The sequence below is a fragment of the Burkholderia mycopellens genome (assembly GCF_964265025.1).
Taxonomy (GTDB): domain Bacteria; phylum Pseudomonadota; class Gammaproteobacteria; order Burkholderiales; family Burkholderiaceae; genus Burkholderia.
The window spans coordinates 1,106,657-1,121,292 of record NZ_OZ183803.1 but is presented as its reverse complement, the minus strand read 5'-3'; the positions used below and the strand labels follow the sequence as shown (position 1 = coordinate 1,121,292).

Sequence of the window (14,636 nt, the reverse complement as noted above, 5' to 3'; positions counted from 1 at the left end):
CTGGGCGGAAAGCCGCCGGAATGCGGCGACGGAGGTTCTGCTCCTGCGGGCGAATGACGCGCACAACTGGTGCGCGTCTCGTCGATTAAGCGGTGCGCGCGGGCAGACCCGGGGGCGTTCAGTTGCCGAAGTAGACCGAGTTCACGGGATTCGCTGCTTCCCGCGTCATGCGACGGCCCGCTTGGCCGGCACCCGTTGCCACGGCGCCGTAGCCGCTCGTATCGGCTTGCGCGAGCATCGGTTGGTTCGGTTGAATGCGTTGTTCGGCGGCCTGGATGTTGTCCGGATACTGCGAATCGCTCGCCAGCGGCTTGTAGCCGTTCTGTTCGAGTTGCACGAGTTCGGCCTTGACCTGGTCGCGGGTCAGCCCCTGGTCGGACTGTGCAAACGATGCGATCGGGGTAGCAAGGACGGATGCGGCGATGGCTGCGTAGATGATCGACTTCATGATTTACCTCCGGAATATGTTCTCTTATGACGTCGCCTCGGCAGGACTGTCTGAAGCGAATGAATGCAGTGTAGTTCTCACCATTCCGAGGGGAAACCCTTAGTTTGAACATACAGCGTTGCGATTTTGACAAAAATCGTCGACATATCCCGGACGATATCGCTGTAACTTGCTTCACCTGCACAACAATCGCTGACGAATTGCCAACAGCCAAATCACATATCCCGAAGGTTGTGTTGTAGAATCGTAAGGTTTTATTCGTCAGTCGACCTTCCATCCACCATGTACGCGCTCACGCCCCTCTCGGTTTCGCCGTCCGGCCCGTCCGGCCCGGCCGGCGTGCGCGCGTACGCCGGTCATCCGGCGCATCCCCTCGCTCGACGCACGGCCCAGGCGCCGCTCGCCCCTGCCCGGCGCCTGATCTGACGGCTCGGTCTCCTCTCGGAGCCAGGTCAGACAGGCTCCGGGCGATCCCCATAGGCATGCCACGCCTGCCCCTGCCGATCATTTGGAGAACTTCCATGAAACCACGCCTTTACCAGTTGACCGAACTCGACGTTGCTCGCCTCGAGAAGCACGCCGAACACAACCCGCGCTTCCAGACGATGCTCGATGCGCTGCTCGAGCGCGCCGACATCGTCCAGCCCGATGCCATCAAGGCGAACGTCGTCACGATGAACTCGCAGATCACGTTGCTCGACGAAGCGACCCAGGAACAAGCCACCTGGACGATTGTTTATCCGGACGCCGCCAATCTCGAGCTCGGCCGCCTGAACGTCTTCTCGCCCGTCGGCATGGCGCTGCTGGGTACGCAGCGCGGCCAGATGGTCAAGGTGATGCAGCCGAGCGGCGCCGAAAAGCTGATGAAGGTCGCCGCGATCGTGTTCCAGCCGGAAGCCAACGGCGAATACACGCGCTGAACCACCCAGCGGCGGCACCGCGCCGCTGTGGCGCACAATGCAAAAAAGCGAGGCACAAGCCTCGCTTTTTTGCGTCCGGACGATGTGTATCGCCGACATCACGTTCCGCAGACGAAAAAAAGGCGCCCGAAGGCGCCTTTTTTTGATGCTGCGAAGCGGGTTACCCCGCCGTCACGCTTAGAAGCGGTGACGCAGACCAACCGTTGCTGCGGTTTGGTTGATCGACGAGCTCGATGCCGTCGTCGGGTCGCCGTTGTAGATCGACGCGCCGCCAGCATTCTTCGATGCGCGTTGGTACACAGCTTGTGCGTACACGTCCGTGCGCTTCGACAGCGAGTAGTCAGCTTGCAGGCCGAACTGGTTCCAGTGCGCGCTGCTGCCGTCAACCTTTGCGCTCGTGTACGTGTAAGCAGCACCCAGGCCGAGAGCCGGCGTCAGGTTGTACTTTGCGTTGACTTCGTAGTTGTCAGCGCGGAACGTGCCAGCGCCGTTAGCTTGGTTGTCAACACGCGATTGCGTCCACGCTGCACCAACTTGCGCCGGGCCGAATGCGTATGCTGCTGCTGCGCCGTACGTGCGCAGGCGGCCTTGGCCGTTGAACAGTGCGTTGTTCGACACAACTGCGCCCGACGACGTTGCGTTCGGGTTGTTAGCTTGCGAGTACGCTGCACCCAGCTTCAGGCCTTGGTACTGGTACGACACGCCGCCGCTGTATGCACGGTTGTTGCCGAAGTTCGTGTCGTTCGAGAACGAGTACGTGCCGCCGAATTGCAGGCCAGCGTAGTTCGCGCTTGCGAACTTGATCGAGTTGTTGTTCGAGTAGCCGCCGTTCGTGCTCAGGTTGTCGTTGTTGAACGGGTGAGCGAAGTACGTACCACCCCACGTGCCCGTTGCGGTCAGCGGAGCCAGGTAGTCTTGAACGGAGTCATACTGCTTGCCCAGCGTAACCGTGCCGTACTGGCTCGACAGACCGACAAATGCTTGGCGGTTGAAAATCGTGTTGTTGCCGCCGTTTGCGAACTTGCCGTTACCGATGCCAAAGCCGCTTTCCAACGTGAAGATTGCCTTCAGGCCGCCACCGAGGTCTTCCGAACCACGCAGACCGAAACGGCTCTGGTCAATGCCCGAACCCATCGACCACAGCGACTTGCCTTGGCCAGCTGCGTTTTGGACGTTGCTTTGGTAGGTGATGCCTGCGTCCAGCACGCCGTACAGCGTGACGCTGCTTTGTGCGTGAGCGACGGTAGCAAACGATGCTGCAGCTGCTGCAACGATCAGAGTCTTGTTCATTCGTGGAGCTCCCTTCTAAAAAGAGGCAGGTCTCGCGACCTTGTTCATAAACGGTCTGCAACCGCCCGGGAGCGCCATCGATCCTGCTGGCCGCGCCCGGATAGTTGCCCGTTTGGGAACCGTGAGTTTAGGGGTGTACCCTAGGGGAGCGATCCGCAAATAAAGAAATAAGCTTTTCCAGAACTAGAAATAATAGAAATGGGGCCGCGTTATAAGTATTTGTTTTGACGCTGGTTTTTGGCTTCTTGACAGGGGCTTTTTGGAGGCTTTCATCGCACCATTCTTTCATGTCATCGTCTTGACGGTTGCATAGAAACAACAAACGGATTCGACGCGCCCCCGGAATCGGCAAATTTTACCCACCTCGACCTCAGATTTCAGGCACCGGGCACCTAAAACGCATGCTTCAGCCAGTAAACAGGTGCGTCATTCGTTCAGCGGGTCACATCCGCCCGTCAGCCACCCATATTAGAAAGGCCGTTCTCCACCTGCCGACAGCTCGCCCGCCTGCCGTGACACGCGGTAACAGCCTTAACCGCTCGCGTAACCCGGCCGGCCGACTGCCAGGCTAATGTAAGGCAGCCTCGAATACAGAACAGGACACGCCATGAATCGACGCTCGTTGTTACGCGCCATCGGATTGACCGCCGCCTTCGTCGGCACCGGCGGCTGGCTCCGCGCTGCCTCGGCCCAGCCCGCGCCGCCCGCGTACCGCCCGTCCGGCCCGAATCGCGTGCCTGGCGGCCCGCCCTATCCGGACCGCCCGGGCTTCGCACCGCCAGCCGCCCGGCACGACCGCCGCCCGCCGCCGCCACGGCCGCACGGCTATATATGGACGGACGGCTATTGGCGCTGGCAGCGGGGCCGCTATATATGGGTGCCCGGCCGCTGGGTCGCACGGCGTCCCGGGCGCCGGTGGGTGCCCGGCTACTGGCGCCGCCAGGGACAGGCGTGGATCTACGTCGACGGTACGTGGCGATAGGCAGCCCCCCGGCGGCCCGGCCGAGGGCAGGCCCGGAGCCGGGCGGCGCGGGCGAATCCGCGCCGTTCGGCCCCGACCTCACGGTGCCTGGCAAGCATCTCCGCGAATCCCGCCCCACCCCGCCCCGATGCCGGCGCCCAAACCGCTGGCGAGGTATCCGGTCACGCACGTCGACCATCGACATGCCCGCCGATCTGCGGCGCACCACCTCATCTCGTCTGGATCCTGCCGCACCCGTCGCAAGTCGTGCGCCATGCGGCGGAAGACTGCCGTTTCGGTCGTCCCCGCGCATGCCCTTGCAAACGGAGCACCGCCAGCGCGTCGCCGCATGCGGGACGAATAGAGCGCACCGCAACATCGGCGCCCCTCTCAACCCGACACGATCATTCGGATAACGAAATCATTCAACGGTGACGCGAATGCAGCCGTGCCATTCCATTCCACGCCTCGTCGCGTCGCGCCCGATCCGCACCACGACGCCCATCGACGAGATGGCGCAAGCGCCCCGTTCAGCGTCCGCCGCCCTCCAGGTCCCGTGCACGACGTCGCGCGGCGCAGATCGCGCGATGATGTTCGTCGGCCCACCGGATCATCGCCTGCATCGGCGTCAGGAACGAACGCCCGAGGTCGGTCAGCGCATATTCGACACGCGGCGGCACTTCTGCGAACAGCGTACGACTGACGAAGCCGTCCTGCTCGAGGCGCTTGAGCGTGCGCGACAGCATCTGGTTCGACACATCGCCGATCGTCCGGCCGAGTTCGTTGAAACGCATCGTCCCGCCGGACAACGCCTCGAGCACGAGCAGGCTCCACTGGTCGCCAATGCGGTCGAGCACATCGCGAATCGGGCATGGCTGATCGAGTTCGACGGGTTCGTCTGCGGGCGGGAACGACATGACTGGATTCTCTTTCAAGGGCAACGCATGGTCAGCGCGGTGTGACCTGTTCACACCGCGCTGACTTCTTGTGACGGGTTCGCGGCAACTGTACCATTCGATCGGCCCGACAGCCGCGTGGATTCGCCAGTTCAACGAAGCATGACGACGGCCCGCGGCCTCGCTTCGACCAGGCTCGTGTATCCGCAACCACGCGCCGTGATCGCCGATCGCCGCAGCAGGCTCGACCCGCTGTCGCGCATCGCGCACCAACCCACGCTTCGTCAGACAAGGACCCGCTACATGTCATCGCTCCGCTCCCCCGTTCGCGCCGTTGCCGCGCTCGTCCTGCTGGCCGCATCGACGGCCGCACTGGCCACCGGCCCGGCCACGCGCGACCTGGCCGCCGAAGAAGCCAACCGCCAGCTCGTGCTGACGTTCTACGACCGCTTCTTCAACAAGCACGAAGCCGTCGAGGCCGCCGTTGTCGTCGCGGACGACTACAAGCAGCACAACCCGCACGTACCGGACGGCAAGAAGCCGTTCGTGTCGTACTTCGTCGGCGCGTTCCAGAAAAACCCGGCATCGCGCGCACGCATCGTGCGCAGCGCAACCGACGGCGACCTCGTCTACCTGCACGTGCATGCGACCGAGCGACCGGGCGATCGCGGCGAAGCGGTGGTCGACATCTTCCGCGTCAAGGACGGCAAGATCGTCGAACACTGGGACGTGATCCAGCCGGTACCGGAAAAGTCCGCGAACGCGAACACGATGTTCTGACGCGCGCAGCCGGCACGTGGTGCGCAACGATGCGCACCCTCCGTCAACGAACGCTCGGACGACGGCGCGCTGCTGCAGCGGTTCGAACAGCGCCTGTCGGCCAGCGGCGCGGCGCTGTCGCAGCGCGAACGGCTCGTATGCCGCACGGTGCTGCAAGGCCAGCCCGTCCCGCAGATCGCCGATACCCTAGCGCTCAAGCCCAGCAGCGTGCGCACCTGTCTCGGGCGCGCGCTCGCGAAGCTCGGCATGACGAACCGGGCCGGACTGTTCGCGTGGTGCGTGACCGACGAGGAGCCGCCGGAGGATCGTGGCCAATACGTCCAGATCCGCAACGGCATGCGCGACCGGCGCGCGCAGCTCGCACACCTGCAGCTCGTCGACCCGGCCGACATGAGCCGCTTCAACCGGCTCGGCGCGATCGCCAGCGTCCAGACGCTCTGGACGGCCGCGCGCGAGGAGCAGCAGCAGCTCTATCGCGACCTGCTCGGCGCCGAGCGCACCGCGCGCAACTATCCGTTCCGCAGCCTGCGCAACGCAGGGGCGATGCTCGCGGCCGGCTCCGACTGGTCGGTCAGCACGATGGACCCGATGCAGATCATCCAGACGGGCGTCACGCACCTGCTGGTCGACCAGCCCGAGAGCCCGCCGTGGAATCCGCACGAACGCCTCGACCTGCTCACGATGCTCGAGGCCTATACGGTCAACACCGCGTATGCGCTGCGCTTCGACGACTGCACGGGTTCGCTCGAAGCGGGCAAGGACGCGAGCTTCGCGATCCTCGACCGCAATCCGTTCGCGCACCCGGTCGAGACGTTCGCGCAAACCCGCGCGATCGAGACGTGCTTCCGCGGCGAAGTCGTGTACGCCGCGCCGGGCTGGGCCGACTGAAGCACGAACCCGGCTGCCGTCAGGCGACGGCGAGCGCCAGCACCTGGTCGGTCGTCAGCACATCGCCGAACGTGTCCGACAACGCGGCCAGCGTCGCGCGATGGAGGTCGCGGTGCGACACCGTGCCGCCGTCCGCGATGTCGAGGTCGCGCGTCGCGCATGCGTCGTCGACGACGATCACCGCGTAGCCGAGCGGCACCGCATCGCGTGCCGCGCCGGCGACGCATGCATGCGTCATCAGGCCCGTGACGATCAGCGTGTCGATCCCGGCCGCCTTCAGGCGCGCATCGATGTCCGTCGTCGGGAACACGCTTACCGACGTCTTTTTCACCACCGTGTGATGCGCCGCCGGCTGCAGGTCCGCGTGAAAACGGAAGCCGTCGCTGCCGTCGGCGAAGATCGGGCTGTCGGCCGTATCGACGTGCTGGACGTGAAACACCGGCATGCCTGCGCGGTCGGCGAACGCGATCACGCGCTGCGCATTGCCCAGCGCACGCGGCCCCTCCGGAATCGGCAGGCGGCCGCCGAAGTATTCATTCTGGAAATCGATCACCAGCAGCGCGGTGCGGGCGGCGGCGATCGATGTCGGCGCGGTCGCGCCCGCCAGGGTACGGATGGTCGGATGTTGCATGGGTCGCCCTCTTGGTTGGCATATCGAAGAAACGGCGCGCCGGGCCTGCCGGCGCCGCCGGACGCGGCCGGAATGCTGTCCGGCCGAGAGACGCCAGTGTCAGGCCGCGCGGCCTGGCGCGACAGCGGCCCGCGGGACAACGTCCGACAGGATCGGGCCAACATGCAAACCGCCTACGACAGCACGGCCGTTCGAGCACCCGGCTGCGTGCGGCCGTACGCGACCATCATCGCGAAGCTGAGCAGGAAGCCCGCGCCGCCGATCAGCAGCAGGCCGATCTCACCGAACACGGGCAGCAGGTTCGTGAGCGCGCCCGTGACGACCCACGCGACGGCCATCACCGAGCCCGCGACGCCGAGCGCCCAGCCTTGCCGGTCCTCACTGACCGCGTCGGAGAACGCCGTATACATCGTCGTATATGCAACCATGTCGAAGCAGCCGACGACCATCGCGAGCGCCCACAGTACGGGCTCGTGCGGGAACAGCGCGGACAGCACCTGGCCGACGCCCGCGACGAGCAGGCCCGTCTTCGCGATGTCGACCACGCGCCACACGCGCAGCATCCGCCGCACGACAACCAGCAGGCCGAACACGAAGCAGAGGCCGATCACGCCGCTGAACAGCCCGAGCCGCGCGCTCGTGTAGCCGAACTTCGCCTGCAGCAGCAGCATGATGGTCTGCAGGTAGAGCCCGTAGCCGACCTGCATCAGGAAGAACACGACCGACAGGAACGCGACGTTGCGCTGGCGCGCGGCCTCCCCGATGATCCGCAGCGGCAGCAGCGGATCGATGCGCGTGTCGCCGCGCGGTGCCGTCGAGTCGCGATACGACGCCCAGGTCCAGAACGCGCAGGCCAGCGACAGCGCGGCGACCAGCACGAACGGCGTGCCGTAGTCGAACAGCGGCGAAATCGTGCGGTCGGACGTGACGCCGCCGAGCACCGGGCCGACGATCACGCCCGCGCTGAACGCGAGCGACATGATGCTCATGTTGTATGCCTTGTTCTCCGGCGTGCTCACGTCCGTGATCGCCGCCTGCGCGATGCCCTGGCAGCCGGCCATCAGCCCGGTGAGCCCACGCCCGGCCAGCAGCAGCGCGACGCTCGCGTGCCATGCGCCGGCCGCCATCATCGCGTAGCCGGCCGCGAGGCCGAGCACGCACAGCAGCAGGATCCTGCGGCGGCCGTAGCGATCGGACAGGTCGCCCATCAGCGACGAGCCGAAGAACATGCACAACGGGTAGATCCCGTAGCCGAGGCCAAGGTAGAAATTGCGCGCATGCGCGCCGGCGTCGACCGGCAGGATGCCCGCGTGCGGATCGCTGAAAATCGCGGACATCATTGGATAGACGAGCCCGAACCCCATCGCGTCGATCGCGATGGCGAGCAGGCAGGGGCCGAGCAGCTTGTAGTCGAGCCGGGACATGGCGACCTTCCGGACAGAGTGGATGATCGCCCAAGCGTAACGACCGGCCGGCGACCGCGGTAGGCCGCCGGCCGCGATGCTAAGCATCGGCGGGGCCGATACCCTGCGTGCCACGCGCGCCGATGGCTCGCCGGTGCGGGCGGCAGGACACGGCCGCTACTTGGCGCTCGCCGGCTCGCCCTGGAGAAACTGCCGGCGTGCGAGCACGCACGGTGCGCCGTCGTGCATGAACACGCTCGCGAGCAGCCCGAACGATGCCGCGAACAGCACGTACCACGCAGGTGCGACCGGCGACCCGCTCGCGTGCGTCAGCCACGTGACGATGAACGGCGCGAAGCCGCCGAACACCATCACCGCGACGTTGTAGGCAAGCGCGATGCCGGTCGAGCGCGAACGCGTCGCGAACTGCTCGGCGAGCGTAGTCGGCGCAGGCCCGTAGCAGATGCCGATGATTGTGCAGATCACGAGCTGCATCGCGAGCAAGCGCCCGATGCCCGGCGCAGCAGCCAGCCACGTGAACAGCGGATACGTGACCGTCAGCAGTGCCAGCGAACCGGCGATCAGCACGGGCCGCCGGCCGATACGGTCGGACACGAGCGCCGCGACCGGGATCGTCACCGTCAGCAGCGCAACCGCCGCCATCTGCACCTTGAATACCTGGTCGAGCGGCAGCCCGAAGGTCTTGTGCACGAACGTTGGCATGTTCACGAGCATCACGTAGAACACAGCCGTGCCGGTGATCGTCTGCCCCATCGACACCAGCACGCCGCGCAGGTTGTCGCGCAGCACGCCCGACACGCTCGCCGGAGGCTCGACGGTCGACTTGCTCGCGTCGAGGAACGCCTCGGTCTCCTCCATGTGTCGGCGGATCCACAGACCGACCGGCCCGATCAGCAGCCCGAGCGCGAACGGCACGCGCCATCCCCAGCTATGCAGCGCCGCCTCCGACAGCGACTGCGTGGCCCACGCGCCCATCGCGGCGCCCGAGAACACCGCGAGACACTGGCCGATCAGTTGCCACGATCCGTACAGCCCGCGCCGGTTCTCCGGCGCGCTTTCCACGAGGAACGCGGTCGCGCTCGCGTATTCGCCGCCGGTCGCGAAGCCCTGCAGCAGCCGCGCAACGACGATCAGGACCGGCGCCGCGGGGCCGATCGCCGCGTACGACGGCGCGAACGTGATCAGCGCGATCGACAGCGTCATCAGGAAGATGATGAGCTGCATCGCGGCCTTGCGGCCCTTGCGGTCCGCATAGAGCCCGAGCAGGATGCCACCCACCGGGCGCATGAAGAAGCCGACGCCGAAGGTCGCGAGCGACATCAGCAGCGACGCGTACTGGCTCTCGGCGGGAAAGAACAGCCGCGCGATGATGCCGGAGAAGAAACCGTATACGATGAAGTCGTACCACTCGAGGGTGTTGCCGACGACAGCGGCAACCACCTGCCGATGCCGCGAGTTCCGACGTGAGTCGCGCATGCTTTTCTCCTGCAGTCTCATGGCGCCGCACCGCATGCGTCCCGCATTCCGTGGCGGGCATGGGCGAACCGGCGGTTCGGATCGCCGGCCGGTGCGCGACAGGCACGCACCGTCGAAACCTCTCGGCCGCACGCACGACCAGCGTGAAACGATCATAGGGACGCCAAAAAACCGCATCAATTAATGCCCGCGGCAGATGATTAGCCGGAGATTAAATGTCTCTCCACCGCGCTTCTGCATGCGAAAAACCCGGAAATTCGCGCATTGTTGCGGTCCCGGTTCTGCGGCAGAATCGTCGGCCGCCCTTCCCGTCGGCCGTACCATGCGCAACCGCATCAACGAAGAAATCACGTTCCGCAAGCTCGAGGTGCTGCTCGCCTTCATGGAGGCCGGCAGCCTCGCGAAGGCCGCCGAGGCGCTGGGCGTCAGCACGGTCAGCGTGCACCGCGCGCTGCACACGCTCGAGGAAGGGATGCACTGCGCGCTGTTTCGCCACGAGGGGCGGAACCTGATTCCGACCGACGCCGCGCAGGTGCTCGCCGAAGTCGCGGGCGAAGTGCTCAAGACGATGACGGACGGGATCCGCTCGACGCGCGAGGCGGCCGGCTACGGCGCCGGCCAGTTGAAGATCGGTTCGCTCTACTCGTTGACGATCCGCACTGTGCCCGAAGTCGTGATCGCGCTGAAGGCGCGCCGCCCCGAGCTGCAAGCCGAGCTCGTGCTCGGCTCGAACGCCGACCTGCTCGACAAGCTCCGGCAAGGCGCGATCGATGCGACGCTGATGGCGCTGCCCGAACCGGACGCCGAAATCGAATCGATCGCGCTGTTCGAGGACGAGATGTTCTTCGCCGCGCCGATCGACTCGCCATACGCGCGGCACGACGCCATCGACCTGTGCTCGTGCGGCGACGCACCGTTCGTGTCGCTCGGCGAAGGTTTCGCGACGCATCACGGCTTCACGGAAGCGTTTCGCGCGGCCGGCGTCACGCCGAACGTCGTGATGCGGGTGGGCGACATCTTCTCGCTGATCAACCTCGTGTCGGGCGGGGTCGGCTGTTCGCTGCTGCCCGGCCGCGTGCGCGACCTGTTCGCGCACAAGATCGCGCTCGTGCCGCTCGCCGGGCCCACGATCCGCCAGACGATCGGATTGAGCTTCCTCCACCGGCGCGAACGCGACCCGAACCTGCTCGCACTCGCGACCGTGTGCCGGCTGACCGTCAAGGGGCCGAACGTGCGGTAACGCCCGGATCGCGCGGCCGGCAGCGCGCGCCCTCTCCGTTCCGCCTCGCGCACCTGCATCGTTCGAACCTGAAGCTCGTGCCGATCGAAGCATGTTCGCTCGACGACTGTCGCAAGGTGATCGACGTGAACCAGGTCGGCTGCTGGCTCGGCATGAAATCGGCGCTTGGCGCGCTGAAGGCGGCGGGCGGCGGCTCGATCGTCGACGTGTCGTAGACGGCCGGAATGGAAGGCGTTGCGGGCGGCAGCGCATACGTATCGAGCAAGTTCGCGGTGCGCGAGATGACGAAGGCCGGCGCCCGCGCCATCCGCGCGGCGCGGGCGATGCGACGTCAGCGCGCGCCCTCCGCCGCTACCTCGCGTCGGCCGACGCGTCGCGCGCCGCGGCGGCCGCACGGTCGAGCGCGGCGGCCATCGCCGCCTGCTCCTTGCCGGTGAACTGGTCGAGAAAGAGTTCCGCAACCGTCGACTGGTACACCTTCCACATCTTCTTGCGCAGCGTTCGCCCCTTGTCGGTGATGCTCGCGTACGCGGCGCGGCCGTCGTCCGCCGAACGGGCGCGCGTGACGAGCCCCTCCTGTTCGAGCCGGTCGACGAGCCGCGTGAGGTTGTAGCGCTCGATCGCGAGTACATCGGCCAGTTCGTGCATGCGGCGCGTGCCGTCGGGCCCGCTTTCGAGCCCCCACAACGCGTCGTACCACGCATAGGCCGGCAGGCCGGCCGCCGCAAGGCGGCGCTCGATCTCGCGAATCATCGTCCGGTGCGCGCGGACAAACGAAAACCACAGATCGGGTTCGGGTGCGCTCATGTCAGGTCGTTCCTCTCATTGAATTGCAGTTGCAATTAAATTCTACCTCGATAACAATTGCCCTCACACGATTGCAATTGCAACCATCAGCCCGCCGATCGGCGGGCGTTCCGTCGCGCGACGCGGCGCCACGACCGTCGCCCCGCGCAGCCTTATGCTTCTGGAGACATTGCATGACCGCACCTCTCGCGCTACCCGACATCGACCCGCAGGAAACCCGCGAATGGCTCGATGCGCTCGAATCCGTGATCGCGCTCGAGGGCCGCCCGCGCGCGCACTACCTGCTCGACCAGCTTTCCGACCTCGACGCGGCACGTCACGGCGACCTGCACGGCCGCGTGACGACCGCGTACGTGAACACGGTACCGCGTGAACGGCAACCGGCCTATCCGGGCGATCTCGCGCTCGAACGGCGCCTGAACGCGATGATCCGCTGGAACGCGATGGTGATGGTGCTGCGCGCCGGCCGGCATTCGAACGTCGGCGGGCACATCGCGACCTACCAGTCGGCCGCGGTGCTATACGACGTCGGCTTCGACCACTTCTTCCGCGGCCGCACCGACACCTTCGACGGCGACATGGTCTACATCCAGGGCCATTCGGCGCCCGGCATCTACGGCCGCGCGTACCTGGAAGGCCGCATCACGGACGCGCAGCTCGACAACTTCCGCCGCGAGACCGGCCGCGAAGCGGGACGCGACGGGCTGTCGTCGTATCCGCACCCGCGGCTGATGCCCGATTTCTGGCAATTCCCCACCGTGTCGATGGGGCTCGGGCCGCTCACGGCCGCGTATCAGGCGCGCTTCATGCGCTACCTCGAATATCGCGGGCTGAAAGCGCATCAGGGCCGCAAGGTCTGGGCATTTCTCGGCGACGGTGAAATGGATCAGCCCGAATCGCTCGCCGCGATCTCGCTCGCCGGGCGCGAACGGCTCGACAACCTGATCTTCGTCGTCAACTGCAACCTGCAGCGCCTCGACGGCCCCGTGCGCGGCAACGGCAAGGTCATCCAGGAACTCGAAGGCACGTTCCGTGCGGCGGGCTGGAACGTCATCAAGGTGATCTGGGGCAGCGGCTGGGATCGTCTGCTCGAACGCGACACGACGGGCCTGCTGCGCCAGCGCATGATGGAATGCGTCGACGGCGACTACCAGACCTTCAAGTCGCAGAGCGGCGCGTACGTGCGCGAGCATTTCTTCGGCAAGTATCCCGAACTGCTCGAACTCGTCGCCGACCTGTCCGACGACGACATCTGGAAACTGGCGCGCGGCGGCCACGACCCGGAAAAGGTCCATGCAGCCTATGCACAGGCGGTGCGCGCGGAAGGACGGCCGACCGTCGTGCTCGCGAAAACGGTCAAGGGCTTCGGGATGGGCGAAGCCGGCGAAGGCCAGAACGTGAACCACCAGTTGAAGAAGATGAGCGCGGATGCCGTACGCGCGTTCCGCGACCGCTTCGCGTTGCCGGTCAGCGATGCGCAGCTCGACGAACTGCCCTACCTCAAGCCGGAGCCGGGCAGTGCCGAGGCGCGCTACTTCGCGGAACGCCGCGCGGCGCTCGGCGGCCACGTGCCGGCTCGCTTCAGCCAGGTGGCGCCGCTGCCGGTGCCGCCGCTCGCCGCGTTCGACGCGCAGCTCAAGGCCAGCGGCGAGCGCGGGCTGTCGACGACGATGGCGTTCGTGCGCATCCTCGGCACGCTGCTGAAGGATCCGGCACTCGGCAAGCTCGTCGTGCCGATCGTACCGGACGAATCGCGCACGTTCGGGATGGAGGGCCTGTTCCGCCAGATCGGCATCCATTCGCATCTCGGCCAGCTCTATACACCGCAGGACGCAGGCCAGCTCAGCTACTACAAGGAAGCGAAGGACGGGCAGATCCTGCAGGAAGGCATCAACGAATCGGGCGCGATCGCGTCGTGGATCGCGGCCGGCACCGCGTACAGCAATCATGGGCTGCCGTCGATCCCGTTCTACATCTTTTATTCGATGTTCGGGCTGCAACGCGTCGGCGATCTCGCGTGGGCGGCCGGCGACGCGCGTACGCGCGGCTTCCTGCTCGGCGCGACGTCGGGCCGCACGACGCTGATGGGCGAAGGGCTCCAGCACGACGACGGGCACAGCCACGTGCTGTCGTCGGTGATTCCGAACTGCGTGTCGTACGACCCGACCTATGCGTACGAACTCGCAGTGATCGTGCGCGACGGCCTGCGGCGGATGTTCGCGGAGCAGGAGGATGTCTACTACTACATCACGCTGCTCAACGAGAACTATCCGCATCCGGCCCTGCCGGACGGTGCGGAAGCCGGCATTCTCAAGGGGCTCTACCTGCTGCGCGAAGATGCCTCGCGCGCGGCGGATACGCCGCACGTGCCGCACGTGCAGCTGATGGGCAGCGGCGCGATCCTGCGCGAAGTGCTCGCCGCGAGCGACCTGCTCGCGCAGGACTTCGGCGTGTCGAGCGACGTGTGGAGCGCGACGAGCCTGAACGAGCTGCGCCGCGACGGGCTTGCCGCGGAACGCTGGAACCTGCTGCATCCCGAGCAGGCGCCGCGCGTGCCGTACGTGCAGCAATGCCTCGCCGGCCGCACGGGCCCGGTGGTGGTGGCGACCGACTACATGAAGATCGTCGGCGACCAGATCCGCGCGTTCGTCGACGGCCGGCGCTTCGTGTCTCTCGGCACCGACGGCTTCGGCCGCTCCGATACGCGCGACGCGCTGCGCGCGTTCTTCGAGGTCGATCGGCACTTCATCGTGATCGCGGCGCTGAAGGCGCTCGCCGACGACGGCGCAATACCGCTTGCCAGGGCAGGCGAAGCGATCCGGCGCTACGGCATCGACATCGACAAGGTCGATCCGGCCAGCGTGTAGTCGGGCGG

14 protein-coding genes are annotated in these 14,636 nt (G+C 66.2%); 7 read left to right on the top strand and 7 right to left on the bottom strand.

Annotated features, from left to right (window positions below; all coding sequences use genetic code 11):
• Positions 1 to 118 precede the first annotated feature (118 nt).
• On the bottom strand, positions 119 to 448 hold the full coding sequence (locus ACPTTC_RS23355) for a DUF4148 domain-containing protein (protein WP_226201543.1): 330 nt from the start codon (positions 446 to 448) through the stop codon (positions 119 to 121).
• A 521-nt stretch (positions 449 to 969) separates the two neighbouring features.
• On the opposite strand from ACPTTC_RS23355, the gene ACPTTC_RS23350 reads away from it, so the two are divergent.
• Positions 970 to 1,368, top strand: coding sequence for a GreA/GreB family elongation factor (locus tag ACPTTC_RS23350; protein ID WP_423394100.1), 399 nt, complete (start codon positions 970 to 972; stop codon positions 1,366 to 1,368).
• Positions 1,369 to 1,545: 177 nt separating this feature from the next.
• Here ACPTTC_RS23350 and ACPTTC_RS23345 read toward each other — a convergent pair whose 3' ends face one another.
• Entirely contained in the window at positions 1,546 to 2,658 is a 1,113-nt protein-coding gene (locus ACPTTC_RS23345; RefSeq protein ID WP_423394099.1) for a porin, read from the bottom strand.
• A gap of 607 nt (positions 2,659 to 3,265) precedes the next feature.
• On the opposite strand from ACPTTC_RS23345, the gene ACPTTC_RS23340 reads away from it, so the two are divergent.
• Positions 3,266 to 3,640, top strand: a complete 375-nt coding sequence (locus tag ACPTTC_RS23340; protein ID WP_423394098.1) for a hypothetical protein — start codon at positions 3,266 to 3,268, stop codon at positions 3,638 to 3,640.
• A 509-nt stretch (positions 3,641 to 4,149) separates the two neighbouring features.
• Here the strand turns inward: ACPTTC_RS23340 and ACPTTC_RS23335 are convergent.
• A complete protein-coding gene (locus ACPTTC_RS23335; RefSeq protein ID WP_226196432.1) occupies positions 4,150 to 4,536 on the bottom strand; it encodes a winged helix-turn-helix transcriptional regulator in 387 nt (128 codons plus the stop codon).
• Positions 4,537 to 4,818: 282 nt separating this feature from the next.
• Between ACPTTC_RS23335 and ACPTTC_RS23330 the strand changes: the two genes are divergently transcribed.
• Both ACPTTC_RS23330 and ACPTTC_RS23325 read left to right on the top strand, forming a co-directional pair.
• A complete protein-coding gene (locus ACPTTC_RS23330) occupies positions 4,819 to 5,295 on the top strand; it encodes a nuclear transport factor 2 family protein (protein ID WP_423394097.1) in 477 nt (158 codons plus the stop codon).
• 69 nt (positions 5,296 to 5,364) lie between these two features.
• Positions 5,365 to 6,183, top strand: a complete 819-nt coding sequence (locus ACPTTC_RS23325; protein ID WP_423395702.1) for an amidohydrolase family protein — start codon at positions 5,365 to 5,367, stop codon at positions 6,181 to 6,183.
• A 19-nt stretch (positions 6,184 to 6,202) separates the two neighbouring features.
• On the opposite strand, the gene ACPTTC_RS23320 is transcribed toward ACPTTC_RS23325, so the two are convergent.
• The 3 genes from ACPTTC_RS23320 to ACPTTC_RS23310 form a co-directional block, all read right to left on the bottom strand.
• Positions 6,203 to 6,814: a cysteine hydrolase family protein gene (locus ACPTTC_RS23320; RefSeq protein WP_423394096.1), complete on the bottom strand. Its 612-nt coding sequence runs from the start codon at positions 6,812 to 6,814 to the stop codon at positions 6,203 to 6,205.
• Between the two features lie 173 nt (positions 6,815 to 6,987).
• A complete protein-coding gene (locus ACPTTC_RS23315) occupies positions 6,988 to 8,238 on the bottom strand; it encodes an MFS transporter (RefSeq protein WP_423394095.1) in 1,251 nt (416 codons plus the stop codon).
• Positions 8,239 to 8,394: 156 nt separating this feature from the next.
• On the bottom strand, positions 8,395 to 9,714 hold the full coding sequence (locus tag ACPTTC_RS23310) for an MFS transporter (RefSeq protein WP_423394094.1): 1,320 nt from the start codon (positions 9,712 to 9,714) through the stop codon (positions 8,395 to 8,397).
• Between the two features lie 322 nt (positions 9,715 to 10,036).
• On the opposite strand from ACPTTC_RS23310, the gene ACPTTC_RS23305 reads away from it, so the two are divergent.
• Both ACPTTC_RS23305 and ACPTTC_RS23300 read left to right on the top strand, forming a co-directional pair.
• Positions 10,037 to 10,954: a LysR family transcriptional regulator gene (locus ACPTTC_RS23305; protein WP_226195734.1), complete on the top strand. Its 918-nt coding sequence runs from the start codon at positions 10,037 to 10,039 to the stop codon at positions 10,952 to 10,954.
• Positions 10,918 to 11,169, top strand: coding sequence for a hypothetical protein (locus ACPTTC_RS23300; RefSeq protein ID WP_423395764.1), 252 nt, complete (start codon positions 10,918 to 10,920; stop codon positions 11,167 to 11,169). The genes ACPTTC_RS23305 and ACPTTC_RS23300 overlap by 37 nt, the downstream gene beginning before the upstream one ends.
• A gap of 136 nt (positions 11,170 to 11,305) precedes the next feature.
• Here the strand turns inward: ACPTTC_RS23300 and ACPTTC_RS23295 are convergent, their stop codons facing one another.
• Positions 11,306 to 11,761, bottom strand: a complete 456-nt coding sequence (locus ACPTTC_RS23295; RefSeq protein WP_175958480.1) for a MarR family winged helix-turn-helix transcriptional regulator — start codon at positions 11,759 to 11,761, stop codon at positions 11,306 to 11,308.
• 173 nt (positions 11,762 to 11,934) lie between these two features.
• Here ACPTTC_RS23295 and aceE point away from each other — a divergent pair, with 173 nt between their 5' ends.
• Positions 11,935 to 14,628 (top strand): pyruvate dehydrogenase (acetyl-transferring), homodimeric type, encoded by a 2,694-nt coding sequence (gene aceE / locus ACPTTC_RS23290; protein ID WP_423394093.1) that lies wholly within the window; start codon positions 11,935 to 11,937, stop codon positions 14,626 to 14,628.
• Positions 14,629 to 14,636 lie beyond the last annotated feature (8 nt).